Annotated in this window: 16 protein-coding genes; 9 read left to right on the top strand and 7 right to left on the bottom strand. The window is 58.4% G+C overall.

Annotated elements, in window-relative coordinates; all coding sequences use genetic code 11:
- The first annotated feature begins 72 nt into the window (after positions 1 to 72).
- From AC0B60_RS01020 to AC0B60_RS01005, 4 genes are all read left to right on the top strand, one after another.
- Positions 73 to 846: an ABC transporter ATP-binding protein gene (locus AC0B60_RS01020; protein ID WP_465083335.1), complete on the top strand. Its 774-nt coding sequence runs from the start codon at positions 73 to 75 to the stop codon at positions 844 to 846.
- On the top strand, positions 836 to 1,768 hold the full coding sequence (locus AC0B60_RS01015) for an iron-siderophore ABC transporter substrate-binding protein (protein ID WP_465083334.1): 933 nt from the start codon (positions 836 to 838) through the stop codon (positions 1,766 to 1,768). The genes AC0B60_RS01020 and AC0B60_RS01015 overlap by 11 nt, the downstream gene beginning before the upstream one ends.
- Positions 1,758 to 3,788 carry a Fe(3+)-hydroxamate ABC transporter permease FhuB gene (gene fhuB / locus AC0B60_RS01010; protein ID WP_465083333.1) on the top strand — a complete coding sequence of 677 codons (2,031 nt, stop codon included), beginning with the start codon at positions 1,758 to 1,760 and terminating at the stop codon, positions 3,786 to 3,788. Before AC0B60_RS01015 ends, fhuB begins: the two co-directional genes overlap by 11 nt.
- Before the next feature lie 337 nt (positions 3,789 to 4,125).
- Positions 4,126 to 5,235, top strand: coding sequence for a PQQ-dependent sugar dehydrogenase (locus tag AC0B60_RS01005; RefSeq protein ID WP_465083919.1), 1,110 nt, complete (start codon positions 4,126 to 4,128; stop codon positions 5,233 to 5,235).
- A gap of 38 nt (positions 5,236 to 5,273) precedes the next feature.
- Here the strand turns inward: AC0B60_RS01005 and AC0B60_RS01000 are convergent, their stop codons facing one another.
- The gene (locus AC0B60_RS01000) at positions 5,274 to 5,687 is read right to left on the bottom strand and encodes a GFA family protein (protein WP_465083332.1); all 414 of its coding nucleotides are present in this window, start codon (positions 5,685 to 5,687) and stop codon (positions 5,274 to 5,276) included.
- Between the two features lie 123 nt (positions 5,688 to 5,810).
- On the opposite strand from AC0B60_RS01000, the gene dkgB reads away from it, so the two are divergent.
- Positions 5,811 to 6,620, top strand: coding sequence for a 2,5-didehydrogluconate reductase DkgB (dkgB, locus tag AC0B60_RS00995; RefSeq protein WP_465083330.1), 810 nt, complete (start codon positions 5,811 to 5,813; stop codon positions 6,618 to 6,620).
- Here dkgB and AC0B60_RS00990 read toward each other — a convergent pair.
- Together AC0B60_RS00990 and AC0B60_RS00985 are read right to left on the bottom strand one after the other, a co-directional pair.
- Positions 6,589 to 7,275, bottom strand: a complete 687-nt coding sequence (locus AC0B60_RS00990) for a DUF6064 family protein (RefSeq protein ID WP_465083329.1) — start codon at positions 7,273 to 7,275, stop codon at positions 6,589 to 6,591. The genes dkgB and AC0B60_RS00990 overlap by 32 nt on opposite strands.
- On the bottom strand, positions 7,275 to 8,093 hold the full coding sequence (locus tag AC0B60_RS00985) for an aldo/keto reductase (RefSeq protein WP_465083327.1): 819 nt from the start codon (positions 8,091 to 8,093) through the stop codon (positions 7,275 to 7,277). Before AC0B60_RS00985 ends, AC0B60_RS00990 begins: the two co-directional genes overlap by 1 nt.
- Positions 8,094 to 8,411: 318 nt before the next feature.
- Between AC0B60_RS00985 and dacB the strand changes: the two genes are divergently transcribed.
- The 4 genes from dacB to AC0B60_RS00965 all read left to right on the top strand — a co-directional run bounded on the left by dacB (position 8,412) and on the right by AC0B60_RS00965 (position 12,619).
- A complete protein-coding gene (gene dacB, locus AC0B60_RS00980; RefSeq protein WP_465083325.1) occupies positions 8,412 to 9,989 on the top strand; it encodes a D-alanyl-D-alanine carboxypeptidase/D-alanyl-D-alanine endopeptidase in 1,578 nt (525 codons plus the stop codon).
- A gap of 312 nt (positions 9,990 to 10,301) precedes the next feature.
- On the top strand, positions 10,302 to 10,676 hold the full coding sequence (locus tag AC0B60_RS00975; RefSeq protein WP_465083324.1) for a DUF4398 domain-containing protein: 375 nt from the start codon (positions 10,302 to 10,304) through the stop codon (positions 10,674 to 10,676).
- A gap of 27 nt (positions 10,677 to 10,703) precedes the next feature.
- Complete coding sequence (locus AC0B60_RS00970; protein ID WP_465083323.1) at positions 10,704 to 11,519, top strand: OmpA family protein; 816 nt, start codon at positions 10,704 to 10,706, stop codon at positions 11,517 to 11,519.
- Positions 11,520 to 11,749: 230 nt separating this feature from the next.
- Positions 11,750 to 12,619: a DUF6279 family lipoprotein gene (locus tag AC0B60_RS00965; RefSeq protein ID WP_465083322.1), complete on the top strand. Its 870-nt coding sequence runs from the start codon at positions 11,750 to 11,752 to the stop codon at positions 12,617 to 12,619.
- Between the two features lie 16 nt (positions 12,620 to 12,635).
- Here the strand turns inward: AC0B60_RS00965 and AC0B60_RS00960 are convergent, their stop codons facing one another.
- The 4 genes from AC0B60_RS00960 to AC0B60_RS00945 are packed head-to-tail and all read right to left on the bottom strand — an operon-like array spanning position 12,636 to position 16,036.
- Positions 12,636 to 13,406, bottom strand: coding sequence for an SDR family oxidoreductase (locus AC0B60_RS00960; RefSeq protein WP_465083320.1), 771 nt, complete (start codon positions 13,404 to 13,406; stop codon positions 12,636 to 12,638).
- A gap of 16 nt (positions 13,407 to 13,422) precedes the next feature.
- Positions 13,423 to 14,112, bottom strand: coding sequence for a histidine phosphatase family protein (locus AC0B60_RS00955; RefSeq protein ID WP_465083319.1), 690 nt, complete (start codon positions 14,110 to 14,112; stop codon positions 13,423 to 13,425).
- On the bottom strand, positions 14,112 to 15,176 hold the full coding sequence (locus AC0B60_RS00950; RefSeq protein WP_465083317.1) for a phosphotransferase family protein: 1,065 nt from the start codon (positions 15,174 to 15,176) through the stop codon (positions 14,112 to 14,114). Before AC0B60_RS00950 ends, AC0B60_RS00955 begins: the two co-directional genes overlap by 1 nt.
- A 44-nt stretch (positions 15,177 to 15,220) precedes the next feature.
- Positions 15,221 to 16,036 carry an SDR family oxidoreductase gene (locus AC0B60_RS00945; protein WP_465083315.1) on the bottom strand — a complete coding sequence of 272 codons (816 nt, stop codon included), beginning with the start codon at positions 16,034 to 16,036 and terminating at the stop codon, positions 15,221 to 15,223.
- Positions 16,037 to 16,072 lie beyond the last annotated feature (36 nt).

Genomic DNA, 16,072 nt, shown 5'->3' with positions numbered 1-16,072 from the left:
GCATCCATGCAAGCATTGATAGTAATTCGCATTTAGATTATTCTGCAGGCCCTCAGAATTACGGGAGCCTGCATGTCTGCGTTCTTCGAAGTATCCAGCCTGGGCGTGCACATCGGTGACGCTGCCATCCTTGAAAACATCAACATCGAATTTCATGAAGGCGAGGTCACTGCCCTGCTCGGTCACAATGGCTCCGGTAAATCCACGTTATTGAAAATGCTGGCCCGCCAGCTATCACCCTCTTCCGGCCACGCAAGCCTGCTTGGCAGTTCTTTCCAAACCACCGGCGCAAGGGAATTCGCCCGCACGGTGGGTTACCTGCCCCAGCACCCACCGGGTACCGATGGCCTGACCGTAAGGGAGCTGGTCGCCCTGGGTCGCTACCCCTGGCGCGGGCCACTGGGCCGCTACAACAGTGGAGACTATCAACTGATCGATCAGGCCATTCACGACACCGGGCTTGACCACTTCCAGCACCGTTCCGTAGACACGCTTTCCGGCGGCGAACGCCAGCGCGCCTGGATCGCCATGTTGCTGGCGCAACAAACCCGCTGCCTGCTGCTGGACGAGCCGATTTCCGCCCTGGACGTGAAACATCAGGTGGAAACCCTGCGCCTGGTGCACCGCCTGGCCGAAGAACGGGAACTGACCGTGATTGTGGTGCTGCACGATGTCGACCTGGCCGCCCGCTTCTGCGACCGCCTGGTAGCCCTAAAAGCTGGCCGTTTGATTGCCGATGGCAGCCCGCGTGACATTATGAACTCAGGAACCCTGGAATCCATCTACGGCGTGCCGATGGGTGTGATGGAGCGGGCGCCGGGCCAGTGGGTCTCGTATGTGCACTGAGCGTGTCGCCCAAGCTCTGATTGCATTGATATTCATTGGCGCCCTGTCGCTGCCCGCCAGCGCCGGCACCTGGCAACACGAAGGCGGCACCCTCACCCTGGATAAGCAACCTGAGCGGGTTGTTGCCCTGAACTGGGCTGCCACCGAGGCACTGCTATTGCTGGGCATAACGCCTGTAGGCGTCGCTGACCGGGATGGCTACGACGTGTGGGTAAACAAGCCGGCGCTACCGGAGCAGGTTCCCAACATAGGCACCCGCGTTGCCCCCAGCCTCGAGGCCATTGCCGAACTGAAACCGGACCTGATCGTCACCAGTGCGGAAATGGCACCCGCCGCGAAGCTGCTGGAACAAATCGCCCCAACTTACGTCATCAGTGTGTACAAAGAAGGCAGCCACCCCTTCGAAAAAGCCAGAGACATGCTGACCACCCTCGGCGAGATGCTGGGCCGCGAGGACCGCGCCGAATCGATACTGGCGGACATTGACGCCACCCTGAAAACGCAACGCCGCCGGCTGGAAGAGGCGGGACTAACGGACCGGCCAGTTGCGCTGGTCAATTTCATGGACGCTCGCCATGTGCGCATATACGCCCCCAACGGCCTTTACCAGAGTGCCCTGAACGCCCTCGGGCTGAAAAACGCCTGGCCTCGTCAAGGCAATTTCTGGGGCTTTTCAGTGGTCGGCCTGGAGTCCATTGCCCCCTATGAAGACAGCCGTATCGTAGTGATTTCGCCCACTGCCCCCGGGCTTGCTGACACCCTGGCCAGCAGTCCGTTCTGGACATACCTGCCGGCGGTCAACCGCCACCAGGTTTACGAAATCGACGCCATCTGGCCGTTTGGCGGCGTTTTTCCAGTGAAACGGCTAGCCACCATGCTGACAGAAAGCCTGCTGGCTGGGGGCTCCGACAATGTACGCTAGCACCTCCGCCATGCCAGCTTCCCGGCCGGTTATGGCCGCCAGGCTGCCCATTGCGGCCATTCTCCTCTGGCTGGGCGCCTTGCTTGCCAGCGCCGCTCCCTGGCTCAACCAACTGGATGCCGGTGCCGTACTGTCATCGTTTTGGGCCTTCAATCCGGACAATTATTCATCAGTTCTGGCCCACTTCAGTTGGGCGCCGCGCGTATCTATCGCCGTCCTGATCGGCTGCGGTCTGGGGCTGGCCGGGGCAGTCACCCAACAGGTGCTGGGGAACCCTCTGGCCTCACCCACCACGCTCGGTGTGGAAGCGGGTGGCCAATTCGGGGTGACGGTTGCAACACTGTTCGCACCCGGATTGCTGGCCTTCAGCCCGGATCTGGTGGCCATTGCCGGTGGCCTGATCGCCATCGGCATGGTCATCGCGCTGACGTGGCGGCTTGGCTTCTCGCCCATGACGGTGATCCTTGCCGGCCTTGTCATCACCTTCTTCCTGGGCGCACTTAACATGGCCTTTCTGCTGCTCAAGGGTGAGTGGCTGGGCAATCTTTTCATCTGGGGCGCCGGCTCCCTGGTACAGAACAACTGGGGGCCGTTCATGGAGCTTTGGCCCCGCGTACTGGTGATCTCGGTACTGATATTGCTGCTTATGCGCCCGCTGCAGGTGCTGCAACTAGGGCAGTCGTCTGCCAGCTCGCTGGGTGCCAGGGTCGGGCTTATTCGGGCACTGACGCTGTTCCTGGTGGTGCTGATGACGGCAACGGTTGTCAGCCGGGTGGGTGTGGTGGCCTTTGTGGGTCTTGCGGCGCCGGTACTGGCACGCCTGTTGGGTGCACGTACATTGGCCAGTCGCATTCTATGGAGCACGCTCATGGGCGGCGGGCTATTGCTGCTGGCGGATACCCTTGCGCACTGGGCGTCTACCTGGGGCGACGGTTCCCTGGTGCCCACCGGCACTACCACGGCACTCATCGGCGGCCCCATTATCCTGCTGGCATTGCAGGGTTTCAGAAACACCCATCACATGCCCGGGCAGGAATCCAGTCCTGCCGGTTTCCAGCCCAGGCGGCGCCCGCCTTTGCTGGTCAGCGGGATCGTTACCGGGCTGATCGTAATCACCGTGGTTGTTTCCATGGGTTGGTCTCCGGGCCTGGATGGTTGGAACTGGACGCCTACCACCCAATGGGACGATGCCTGGGTGTGGCGCGGGCCACGCCTGTTGGCGGCCATGCTGGCCGGGGTCGCATTGGGTCTCGCAGGCACGCTGATTCAGCGAATGACGGGTAACCCCATGGGGAGCCCGGAGATGCTGGGCATTAGCGGGGGCTCCGCGCTGGCCATGGTTCTGATCGTGCTCACCGGCGCAGATGTGGGCCGGGCCGGGCAGCTTGGCGCTGCAACCCTCGGTGCTGCCGGCGCACTTGGGTTATTGATTCTCCTGGCCCGCAAGCATCGATTCGCTGGCAACCAGCTGCTGCTGGGCGGCCTGGCCCTGTATGTATTCATGGATGCGGGGCTGAGATTGGTCATGGCCTCCGGCGGCACCGTCGCTTCGCAATTGCTGAACTGGATGTACGGTTCCACCTGGCTGGTCTCTGAAACCGAAGCGTTTGGCCTACTGGGGTTCATCGTTCTCATCTGCGGCCTGTTGGCGCTGATTGTGCGGCCCCTGACGCTTTTGCCTTTGGGAGATACGTCGGCATCGTCTCTCGGGCTTCCGGTCACTAAAGCCCGCCTGCTGTTGCTGCTGCTTGCCGCGGTACTGACTGCGTCGGCTACGGTGGTTATTGGCCCTCTGAGTTTCGTTGGGCTGATCGCACCGCATCTGGCCAGGGTATTGGGGCAGCAAACCGTTGGCAGGCAATTGGTCGTGGCCGGGTTGGTGGGTGGCCTTCTGTTAGCCCTGGCGGACTACCTGTCGCGTATCGTGGTCTTCCCCAACCAGTTGCCGGCGGGCCTGCTGGCAGCGCTGGTTGGCGGCGTCTACTTCCTATGGGGGTTGAGCCGCCACGGCAAGCCATAGCGGCGTCTGGCGGCTACCAAAGCAATAAAATGCTGGCCAGGATCAGAATAAACATACCGGCGCCGGCGGCCAGTTTCAGGCCTTCAATCGCTTCCTCTTCTGGGGTCATTGTACGTCTCCTTGTGTCCATGGGTATGGATGGTTCCCGTTGATACTGCGACAACTGTACATGACACTCGTCCAGATGTTAATCGTTCTCATTAAAGTTTTAGTAACGTCCTAGTCGTAATGTCATCGCCTGATACTGTCGGCCATTCCGTTCGTATCAAATGCTAGACTTTATCGATGCAGGAATAATCTGGCGGAGGGAGAGCACTTTATGAACCGACTCGGCAACATGGCGACTCTGCTGGCGTTGGCCGGACTGACAGCAACCGGGCCAGCCTTCGGGCAAACGTTCAGCTCAGACAAAGCCGAATTTCGTCTGGATACGGTCGCGGAGGGCCTGGAACATCCCTGGAGCCTTGCCTTTCTCCCCGATGGCTCACAGTTGGTGACCGAGCGCGAAGGCCGGCTACGCCGAATCGAGAACGGTGAATTGCAGGACAAGCCGATTGCCGGTGTCCCCGAACTGGTAGTCTCAGGCCAGGGTGGCCTGCTGGATGTGATTCTGCACCCGGACTTCGAAAACAACCGCACCCTGTTCCTGAGCTACGCTCATAAGATCAGCCGCGAGGGCCTGACAACCCGGGTGGCTCGTGCAACGTTGGACGACGACCGGCTGTCAGAGGTCGAAGTGATTTTCGAGGCCCTCCCCCGAGGCAACACCAGCCGTCATTTCGCGGGTCGCATGGAATTTGATCGCGATGGCAATCTGTACGTCGCCGTGGGCGATCGGGGTGAAATGGATCGTGCCCAGGCCACCGATGACGATGCCGGCGGCGTTCACCGCCGGACCGTTGACGGCGCCCCCGCGCCGGGCAATCCGTTTGTCGACAACCCGTCAGTGAATGACACCATCTTCACCTACGGCAACCGCAACATTCAGGGCATGACCATTCACCCGCAAACGGGCGACATCTGGAGCCATGAGCACGGCCCCAGGGGTGGCGACGAGATCAACATCATCCGTGCGGGTAACAACTACGGCTGGCCGGACGTAACCTATGGCATCGACTACTCCGGAGTGCCCATTACCAGCAAAACCACCATGAAGGGCGTGACGGACCCGCTGCACTATTGGGACCCATCCATTGCCCCCTCCGGCATGGCATTCTATACCGGTGAGGCGTTCCCCGAGTGGCAGGGAGACTTGTTTGTGGGCGCCCTGAAAATGCAGAAGCTGGTGCGCCTGAGCATTGAGAACGACACAGTCAGGGAAGAAGAGGATCTTCTGGAGGACCTGGGTGAACGCATCCGCGATGTGCGAATGGGCCCCGACGGAGCATTGTGGCTGTTGACGGACGCGGACAACGGCAAGGTCTACCGGATAGTTCCAGCAGAATAGTTCCGGCAGACTAGCCCGGCAAAGGAACCAGCGAAGCGTCAGTGCGGATCGTTGGTTCTCTCGGTTTTCTCAAACTGCGGGGTATCGTCGGTGATGGTGAACCAGTCCGACTTGGAACCCACATACACGTGTGAGGCTGGCCCCTTTTCCAGGGGTTCATTGATCACACCCACCCGCAGGCGCAGAATACCGGGAATAGCGTCCACACGGCTGTATAGCTGGCTACCGCATCTGGGGCAGAAACCACGATACTTTCCCGGCCGGGATTCGTATTCACAGATCAGGTCCTCACCCGCCGTATAACGGGTACGGATTTTCTGGATCGGCGCACTGGCGGAAAATGCGCTGCCGTGAGCCCGGCGGCACTGGCTGCAGTGGCACAGGGCAATCGGCCCCAACGGGCCGTCGTATTCAAGTTTTATATCGCCGCACAGGCATTGCCCTGTCAGCATAACGTGACCTCAACCATGGTTTCGCTTGCGGGTTCCGAAGGCCGGTATGATAACCACCCGCCACTTGAAGAACCAGCCGGCGGGTACCACATATAAGTCACAGCGTTCACGAAGGAGGACACTATGGCATTCAGCACGCTTCCGAACATCGGTATGGGTACATTCCGCCTGAAGGACAACGACGCACGAGACGCCGTGAAGAGTGCCCTTTCCCTTGGCTACCGGCATATCGATACCGCCCAGATGTACGGGAATGAGGCTGAAGTAGGCGATGGCATTACCTCCAGCGGTATTCCACGGCGGGAGATTTTCCTGACGACAAAGGTGTGGCACGACCAGTTGCAACGCAGCGACCTGATCAACAGCCTGCATGACAGCCTGTCGCGCCTGAAGACCGACCATGTCGACCTCACACTGATCCATTGGCCATCGCCAGACGATGCCATCCCCATGGAGGAATACCTGGGTGCGCTGCGCGACGCGCAACGGGAAGGGCTAACTACTCACATCGGGCTGTCCAACTTCACCTGTGCGCAAATGGAGAAGGCGAAGGAAATACTGGGTGACACACCGATTTTCACCAACCAGGTGGAAGTGCATCCATTCCTGGCCAACCGCAAGGTGGTGGAGCATGCCCAGAAACTGGGCATTACCGTAACCGGTTACATGCCACTGGCTGTGGGTAAGGTAATGGAAGATGAAACCCTGGCTCGCATCGGCCGCGAACACAATGCCTCGGCGGCGCAGGTTGCCATTGCCTGGGTGATGTCCCGTGGTGTGGTACCGATTCCATCGTCCACCCGGCCCAAGCATCAGAAATCCAACCTGGACGCGCTCAACATCACTCTCAGCAAGGAAGAGATTGCAGAGATTGACGGGCTCGACCGTGGCGAACGAATTGCTAATCCGGATTTCGCGCCCGCCTGGGACTGACGAAGCAGGCAAACGCCGCCAATACCAGCGTGGCACCCGGAATGACAGCCAGAAATCCGGTGCCCAACGTCCACAGGGTAGCCACGCTGAACAGCGACCATAGCATTGGTAGCAGTAGAAACAGCCATCGCACCCGTCGGGGAAGCAATAGCATACAGGGCACCGCCCCTAACGCCGTGACGTCAGGCGTGATGGCGAACATTGCCAAAGCCTGACCATTGCCGGTTTGCGCCACAGCCATGAGCGGTGACAGCGCCACCAACGCAATCCAGCCAGCCCCCCTGGACCAGCGCGACCATGCATGTCGGTTTGTTGCCGCATTCCAGGGCCAGAGCAGCGCCGCCACCGTCAGTAACGCACCCTGCAGAACGAAGATCCAACCAAACCAGATGGCCGGCGGATTGATCGGCCCATAGTAATGTATCAGAAAGCCAGCCCCACTCCACAGCCACGCCGCGGCTACCAGCAGCAGTACACCACGCCTCGCCATAGCGTCCCCACGTACCAGCAAGGCGCCAATAGCGATCACCATCATCACCGCAACACCCTGCCATGGCCAGATGTCCTGGTTGATGCGAACAAAGAGCCGAAGAAACACTTCCGGCCCGAACATCAGGAAATCCGACAGGGAATAGCTGAGCCAGTTCGTACCCATCACAGCCCTGCGACGTAGCCCGCCATTCGGCGGCGTTGTTGCTCATTCGGCAAAGCACCATAAAGGGCGCCCATATTTTCTTTCATATGCTCAACGCTGGTAGTGGCCGGAATAGCACAGGTAACGGCTGGATGGGAAAGGATGTACTTCAGGAAAAACTCCGCCCAATTGCGACAGCCCACCTCATTGGCCCAAGATGGCAGCTCTTCGGACTGGAAGCGTCGGAACAGGCGCCCTCCCTGGAAAGGCCGATTCACAATCACGGCGATCCCACGCTCCCTTGCCAAGGGCAACAGACGATCTTCCGCCTCCCTGTCCAGCACATTGTAGGTCAGTTGCACAAAGTCCAGCGGTTCGGTTTCCATGATGCGTGCGAAATCCCCGTGCCTGCGACTGTGGGAGGTGGTGATGCCGATATAGCGAACGTCCCCATCAGCTTTCATTTGCTGCAGGGTTGCCAGGTGTTGCTCCCAGGCTACCAGGTTGTGGACCTGCTGCAGGTCAAAACGCTCAATGCCCCACTTTCTGCGTGATTCCCGGTCCTGTTGCCGGGTTGCATCGCCGTCTCCGGTCCAGATCTTGGTGGCGGAAAATAGCTTGTCACGGGCATTGAGGGCGGCCAGCGCCTCGCCCATCACCGCTGCCGCCGAGCCGTACATGGGGTAGCAGTCCACCAGGGTGCCACCGAGATCGAAAAAGGTTCTCAGCACCTCGGTACGCTGATCGATAAGGTACTGGTCGCCTCCCACATTGAAGGTGCGCCAGGTACCCATGCCAACGGCTGGCACCCTTTCACCGGAGGAGGGAATGGGATTCATGATCACACTCCCTTTCGGAGCCGCCGCCAGCGAAGAAATTCGACATGAAAGACCTGCCGCTGCCATGACAGCCAGAAATCGCCGTCGAGTCAGTTCGCTCGCCATACGTCCTCCAGTTTCTGTTTCCATCATACTAATCAAGAGGTTGTACAAAAGCTAACCAATTGATTAGCATGGGCGCTTACATCTGTTAACAAAAACGCAATATAAACAACGCCCCTACTGGCATTTTTTAACGTCATGTAGAGCCTTTCCACATAGTACACGCGTAGAATATGGGCTATTGTTAATGCACTTGAAATCAATGAGCGCCACACCATGTTGCTGAAGGCACGACGCCACCCGAACACGTCCCGTTTTGGAACTATCCGCCAGCATGGTCGTGTAGCCCGTGGCATGGTGGTCTCTACCATGGCTGCAGTCCTGTCAGTGGGGTCTGCCTGTGCATTCGCCTCGGAGTCAGCCGAGGCTGGTGGCACCACGAAAACCTGGAGCAACCAGGTGCGGGATTACGCCACCGAATCCCTGAATGACGAACAGGCGCTTAGCCTGGCCGCCATTCCGATGAATGGGCCGGGCATTGAGCAATACATCAACGCGGATGCCTTGATGAGCCCTGGCTCTATCATGAAGCTGGTCACCACCTACGCAGCGCTGGAAATCCTGGGGCCGACCTATCACTGGGACACCAACTTCTACACCGATGGCGAGCTAGTGGGCGATACCCTCAAGGGCAATTTCTACGTTGACATGGGGGGCGATCCAAAACTAACCATTGAGCGCCTTTGGAGCACCCTGAACGAATTGCGCGGCATGGGCATCAGCGCCATCAATGGCAACCTGGTGTTGGACGGCGACGTTTTTCGATTGGCTAACGGGCAGCCAACGTTTGACGATAACGGCGACAACCCCCATAGGCCCTTCCTGGTGCAGCCGTCGCCGTACCTGAGCAACCTCAACCTGGTGCACTTTCAGGTGCGTGCGGACGAGCGCGGTACCCAGGCATGGAGTGCGCCATCGTTGAACGACGTGGTGATCGACAACCGGGTCACTGCAATCGCAGAGGCACCCTGCCCGGCCCGTAGTCACTTTACCTGGGAGCCGTTTTTTCACGAGGATCATCGGGTTACCGTACGGGTGTCCGGCAAGTTGCCGCAGGGCTGCCGCACCACAGCCTACCTGTCGCTTCTGCCCCATGAGCAGTACACGGCCTCGCTGATACGGTCGCTGCTTTCCGACATGGGCATCACGATCAACGGCAAAAGCCTGCTGGCCAAAACACCGGAGAACGCTCGCCTGTTGTTGCGAACCACCTCTCCGGATCTGGTCACCATGGTGCGGGACATCAACAAATGGAGCAGCAACGTGATGGCCCGCCAACTGTTGCTGACCATCGGCGCTGAACACCGGCTGGAAGACGAGGAGGATGATCGTATCGCCGGCATTCGTGTGATCCATGAATGGCTCCAGAAAAAAGGCGTCAATACCACCGGCCTGGTGATTGAAAACGGCGCTGGGCTGACACGCGATGGCCGTATTACCGCCCGCCAGGGTGCACAGATTCTGCAGCACGCCTGGAACAGCCCGTTCGCATCAGACCTGATGGCCTCCATGCCATTGATTGCAATGGATGGCACCATGGCCAGGCGGCTGCGGAACTCCGGCCTGGACGGCAAAGGGCGTATCAAGACCGGATACCTTGAAAACGTTCGCTCCATCGCAGGCTTTACCCGCGACGACACCGATACCACCTGGGCTATTGTAGGCATGATCAACAACGACCCGGCCTGGAATGGTCAGGCGGTGTTAGATCGAATTATTTACTCCCTGCACTACCGCCCACCCACCGGAACCACGCTTTCCCGGGCACAGTCCAGCGGCACTAAAATACGCTGAACCATACCAATAAACGGTAGCTGCCTGGTTCCGGGGGTTACCGTTCTGTCATTTTCCGGCCCAAAGCCCAACCCCTACACCCGCAACGCTTTATGGCGCATCCGGCAACAGATACGTTGTAGCGACGCCTCCCCCTACGAAGTTTATTTCCATACCTTCATGCCAGAATCAGATCCCGCTGCTAATCTTGTGCGTATCCACCATAGGTACTCTGATTCGGCGCCAGCCATCAGAGGTGGTGCCCCAAACAAGTACCAACAAGAGTCTGGACGGGGCATATCGCCCCCGTTCCTCACTGCAAGGAGATTGTGCATGAGCAAGCATACTTCGATGTTAGGTGCTGCAGGTGTAATCAGCATCGCTGTCATTGCCGGAGGCTGCGCAAGTTCGGTTGAACGGCCGGATGGCGAACTCCGGTCCGCCGAGTCAGCCATTCAGCAGGCGGTATCGTCCGATGCCAGGGATTTTGAACCGGTACTCTTGAACCAGGCACAGAACCGGGTTGCCGATGCCGAGGAAATGATCAATCAGAAACAATACCTTGAAGCAAGCCGCCTACTTGAGAAAGCAGCTGTGGATGCGCAACTGGCCGGCGCTCGATCGGAAACCGCGAAAGCAAGACAAGCGGCTGATGAGGTCAATCGCAATATTGAGTCTCTTCGCAAGCGAATCGACGAACGTCAGTAAAGGCCTCATCGAAAACGGGAGATGGTTATGAACAAGCGCAACATGACTTTGGGTATGGCTGTAGGCTTTTCTGTCCTCGTGGCAGGGTGCGCCAGCACGCCCCAGGATAACGCAAAGGTCGATGAAGCTCGGGCCGCCTATGAGGAAATCAGCAACGACCCGAACGTAGCCCGCAGCGGTGATCGCCAGTTGAGGAGCGCAAGGGAGCAATTGTCCCGCGCTGAAACTCTCCTCGCTGATGGTGCGGACATTGTCGAGATTGAGCACGCGGCTTATCTTGCCAACCGTCATGCACAAATAGCCGGTGAGCAGGGCGAGCGCGCGGAGCTGCAGGAGCAGATTGATTCCGCAGAAGCGCGTCGCAAGGAACTGGAACTGCAAATGCGCGCTGACGAAGCTGCACAGGCCAGAAGGGAAGCCAAAGAACTTCGCCTGCAAATGGAAGCCATGCAGGCAGAGCAAACCGATCGCGGAATGGTGTTGACGCTCGGAGATGTGCTGTTCGACCTGGATCGGGCAGAACTGAAGCCTTCCGGAGAGTCAACGGTCAGACGCCTGGCTGAGTTCATGAATGAGTATGAAAACCGGCGGGTACGCGTCGAAGGCTACACCGATAGTACCGGCGAGGCTTCCTACAATCAGGGCCTTTCTGAGCGTCGGGCGCAAGCCGTTAGCGATACGCTGGTCAACATGGGCATCAGCAGAAGCCGCGTGGAGACAAAAGGGTTTGGTGAGCAGTTCCCTGTTGCCAGCAACGACAGCTCCGGCGGGCGACAACAGAACCGCCGTGTGGAAATCGTCATCTCTGACGAAGAGGGCAACATCGAAGCACGGGAAAATTGATCGCCCCGCTGACAATCGCCCATAAAAAAGCCCCGGTTTAACCGGGGCACGTTTTTCAAAGATGCAAAAAATCAACGCTTCAACCTGATTCTGAAGTCTTATACGTTGCTCATCGCTTTTGGATCAGCCTGGCTGTCAAACAAAGCCCTGCAGTATCAGTATTACGGTCCAAGACCTGAATCCAGGCGTATGAATCTGATCAGGTTACCCGCTTTCCCCGAGGACCGGTCATGATTCGAATTGTTTCCATTGCGCTGCTCAGCCTAGCTCTCCTGGCCGGCTGCAGTTCCACCAAGATGGCCTATCGCTACGCAGACTGGGGCATCGTGTGGTGGGTGGACGACTACGTTCCCATGACCGCCGAACAGGAATCACGGCTCGAGCAGGATATCCGCGATATCCGCCAATGGCATTGCACCACTGAATTGCCACGTTATTCTCAATGGCTTACCCAGCTAAAACACGATGTTCGGTCTGGTGATCTGGATCAGTCCACCGTCGCCCACCACCAGAAACAGCTGCTTTCCTTCTTCCCACCACTTATGGAACGCGCAAGGCCGGCAGCCACGCGCCTGCTATCAAGCCTCAGCGATGAGCAGGTGCAACAATTGGCTAACAATATGAGGGAGAACCAACAAGAACTGGAAGAAGAACTCCTGGCGGAGAATCCGGAACAAACCCGAGAGGCCCGGGCCGAGCGCACGATGGAACGGGTTGAACGCTGGCTGGGCTCCCTCAATGATCGCCAACGTGAAACGGTCAACGCCTGGTCGGAAGGCCGCGGCCAGCAGACGGAAATCTGGCTGGACGGTCGCCGGAACTGGCAACAGGCATTAATCGATGCCCTGGAAACACGAAACAGCAACGACTTTTCAAACCGGGTTGGTTACCTGATGAACAACTACGAGGAAGTGCGGGGGCAAAAATACCAGCGGATGATGTTGGACAGCCGGACAGCCATGGCGGGCCTGATGACCGATCTACTGCAGCAGGCCGACCAGCACCACCTTGACTACCTGCTGGAACAGGCGGAAAGCATGCGGAGCGACTTCGATACCCTCGCCTGTACCAGCGAGGATACCGGAAATCTAAACGGCTAATGTCGGGACACCCGGCTCAGATGGTCAGGTACCCGCCGTCCACGTTGATGCAGGTGCCCGTGGTATAGCTGGAGGCGCCCGACGCCAGATACAGAACCGTGCCTGCCATTTCGTCCGGGTCTGCCACCCGCTTCATGGGGATATGGGCCATAGCCTGCTTTTTGATGGCCTCATTGCTGGTCAGTGCACTGGCGAACTTGGTGTCCGTCAGACCCGGCAACAACGCGTTCACCCGAACCTTCTGCTGCCCCAGCTCCATGGCAAAGGATTTGGTCATGGAAATCACAGCCGCCTTGGTCACCGAGTAGATCCCCTGGAAATGGCCCGGATTAACACCGTTCACCGAGGCGACGTTGATGATGGAGCCACCGCCGTTTTTCTTCATGATCTGTGCGCCGCGGGCACACATGAAGAAGTAGCCGCGAATGTTCACGTCCACGGTCTTGTGGTACGCGCCCAGGTCGGTATCTTCGATCGGCCCAAAGTAGGGGTTGGCTGCGGCATTGTTCACCAGGATATCCAGTTTGCCATGCTTTGATTCAATGTGCTGCCAGATGTCTTCGATCTGATCCATTTCACCAATGTGGCAGGCATAGGCTTCGGCGCTGCCACCAGCCTCGCGAATGCTACTGGCGACGGCCTCGCAACCATCAATTTTACGACTGCTGACAATTACGTGCGCGCCGTATGTGGCCAGGGTGCGGGCAATGCTTTCGCCGATGCCACGGCTGGCGCCGGTAATCAGGGCCACTTTCCCACTCAGATCAAACAGGTCTTGCTTGCTCATTCTTCACCTCAATGCGTTATCGGAAGGTCACCAGAGAAGGGTCTTCCGCTTCCAGGTGACTGTAATTGTTGAACACCGCCAGGCTGCGCCGCGCTCCGGAATGCAGAACCCGGGTCACACTGGTGTTGGCAATCACGGAATTCATGTCCAGCGCCCTGCGATCGCTCAGCTCCAGCAGATGCTGGGCAATCACCGCAATCGGGCCGCCGGAGGTGGACACCAGGGTCTCGCCACCGTCGGCATATTCAATCAATTGCTCCAACGACGTAATCACCCGGTGGCGGAACGCTTCCCAGCTCTCGGTGTATTCGTGATCGTGCCCGCCACTAACCCAGCGTTGCATGGCTTCCTCGAACACCTGTTGAAACGCCCTGGCCGGTTTGGGGAAGGCTGCCAGATCCCGCGCCATACGTTCGCGGTCTTGCCACTCAGGGCGTAAACGCTCCACCACCTGGGTATGGTCGAACTCGTTGAACCCATCAACCGCCTGCATGTCCGGCAGTGCGTCACCGTAACCACTGGCAATCGCTTCCACGGTTTCCCGATGGCGCTCCATGTTGCCGCCAAAGACGGCGTTGGGCGTCACTTTTCCCGCAAGCCACCGACCAAGAACACGGCCCTGCTCCCAGCCACGGGGCGAAAGCTGGTCGTAGTTTTCCTTGCCGAAACTGGCCTGGCCGTGGCGAATCAGGTAGATGGTCGCCATTACAGGTCACTCGCCTCGATCAGCCTCTGACAGCGCTTTTCCAGGTAGTTCGCGGCATGACCAAAGGCGGCAAAGCGCTTGTCTTTGGTCTGGCCATGGTAGTAGCGGTAGTAGATCTGCTGAACGATCACCGCCAGCCGGAACAACCCGTAGATTTCATAGAAATCGAAATTGTCGATTTGGCGGCCGGATTTCTCAGCGTAGTAAGCAACCACTTCCTTGCGGGTCAGCATGCCCGGCTGGTGGGTCGGCTGACGCCGCAACATCTGGAACGGGCCTTCATCATCAGCCTCAATCCAATAGGCCAGGCTGTTACCCAGATCCATCAACGGGTCGCCGATGGTGGCCATTTCCCAGTCCAGCACGCCGATCACCTCGAACGGGTTGTCCTGATGGAGCACCACGTTGTCGAAGCGATAGTCGTTGTGGATGACCACCTGGGCAACATCGTCCGGCATCTTGTCATTCAGCCAGCCCATCACCGTTTCGAAGTCACCCACGTCATCCGTCTTCGCCTTGCGGAAGCGGTCACTCCAGCCACCGATCTGGCGCTGTACGTAACCGGAACCCTTGCCCAACTTGTCCAGGCCTGTGGCCTTGGCGTCGACATTGTGCAGGTCCACCAGCTTGTCGATGACGTTCAGGCACAGCTTGCGGGTATCCGCCTCGCTGAGCTCAAAATCCTTGGGGAAATCCTGGCGCAGGATGATGCCTTTCAGGCGTTCCATGACGTAGAAATCGCAGCCCAGTACGTCATGATCGTCACAGATGGCGACGATATTGGGAACGTAGGAGAACTCGGGCTTCAGGGCCCGCATCACCTTCGCTTCCCGCAACATGTCGTGGGCGGACTTGGCGATCTTGCCGAACGGTGGCCGGCGCAACACGTAAGAACGGTCGCCATAATCCACCTGGTACGTCAGGTTGGACGCACCGCCGGGGTACTGCTTGATCTGAGGCTGACCTTCAAGGTCCGGAATGGCCTGCTTCATGAAGCGGTCAACAGCCACGACATCCAGCTCTTCGCCTTCGCGGATATCAACAGCCTGGTCGATCTGGGTCATTCAGGGCTCTCCTATGATTTATACAATGGCAACGGGCCTGGCGCTCAGGCCTTCCCACCCATTTTCTTCATCCAACGTTTGCTTTCCTGGTGCATCAGCCAATCAAATGCCTTCGGTGCATGGCGTTTGACCATCCACATACGACGCTCCTTGGCATGGGGCAGCACCCAGAAATCGCGCTTCTCTACCGAGCGGACAATGTCGTCGGCAACGTTTTCAGCGGTGATAGTGGAGCGCTTCATCAGTTTGTTGACGTTCTGCTGAATACCGGGAATGTCAGATCGCATGCTGCTGGTCAGATTGGTCTGGAAAAACGCCGGGCAGACACAACTAACGTGAATACCGGAATCTCTCAGCTCCTGACTGAGGGTTTCCGAAAGCGCGATGACACCGGCCTTGGAGACATTGTAGCTGTCCATCAACGGTGCGAGCATAAGCCCGGCCATAGAGGCGATGTTCACAAACGCGCCGGAGCCCTGCTTCTTGAACTGCGGGGTAAAGGCTTTACAGCCACGAACGACACCCAACACGTTGATGTCCATGATCCATTCCCAATCGGCCATGGTGGTGTCTTCAATCGAGCCTGCAGAGGCAACGCCAGCGTTATTCACCACGACATCCACCCCACCCCATTTTCCAGTAAGGTCTTCGCAGATCTTCTCCAGGTCGGTCAAACGGCGCACATCGCACTCAACGAAGTAGCCCTCGCCCCCGGCGTTGCTGATCTCCTGCTCGACGGCAACGCCCTGCTCAGGATTAATATCCCCGATACAGACTTTCGCGCCTTCTTTAGCGTATCTCAATGCAATCGCCCGGCCCAGGCCACTGGCCCCGCCGGTTATAAATACTCGCTGTGTCATCTGTGTTTCACCGTTGTCTTAGTTATCTGAATCCGT

This window comes from Marinobacter sp. V34, assembly GCF_055524115.1.
Note: the sequence above shows the minus strand (reverse complement) of the source record. Positions and strands in the feature narration are given on the sequence as shown.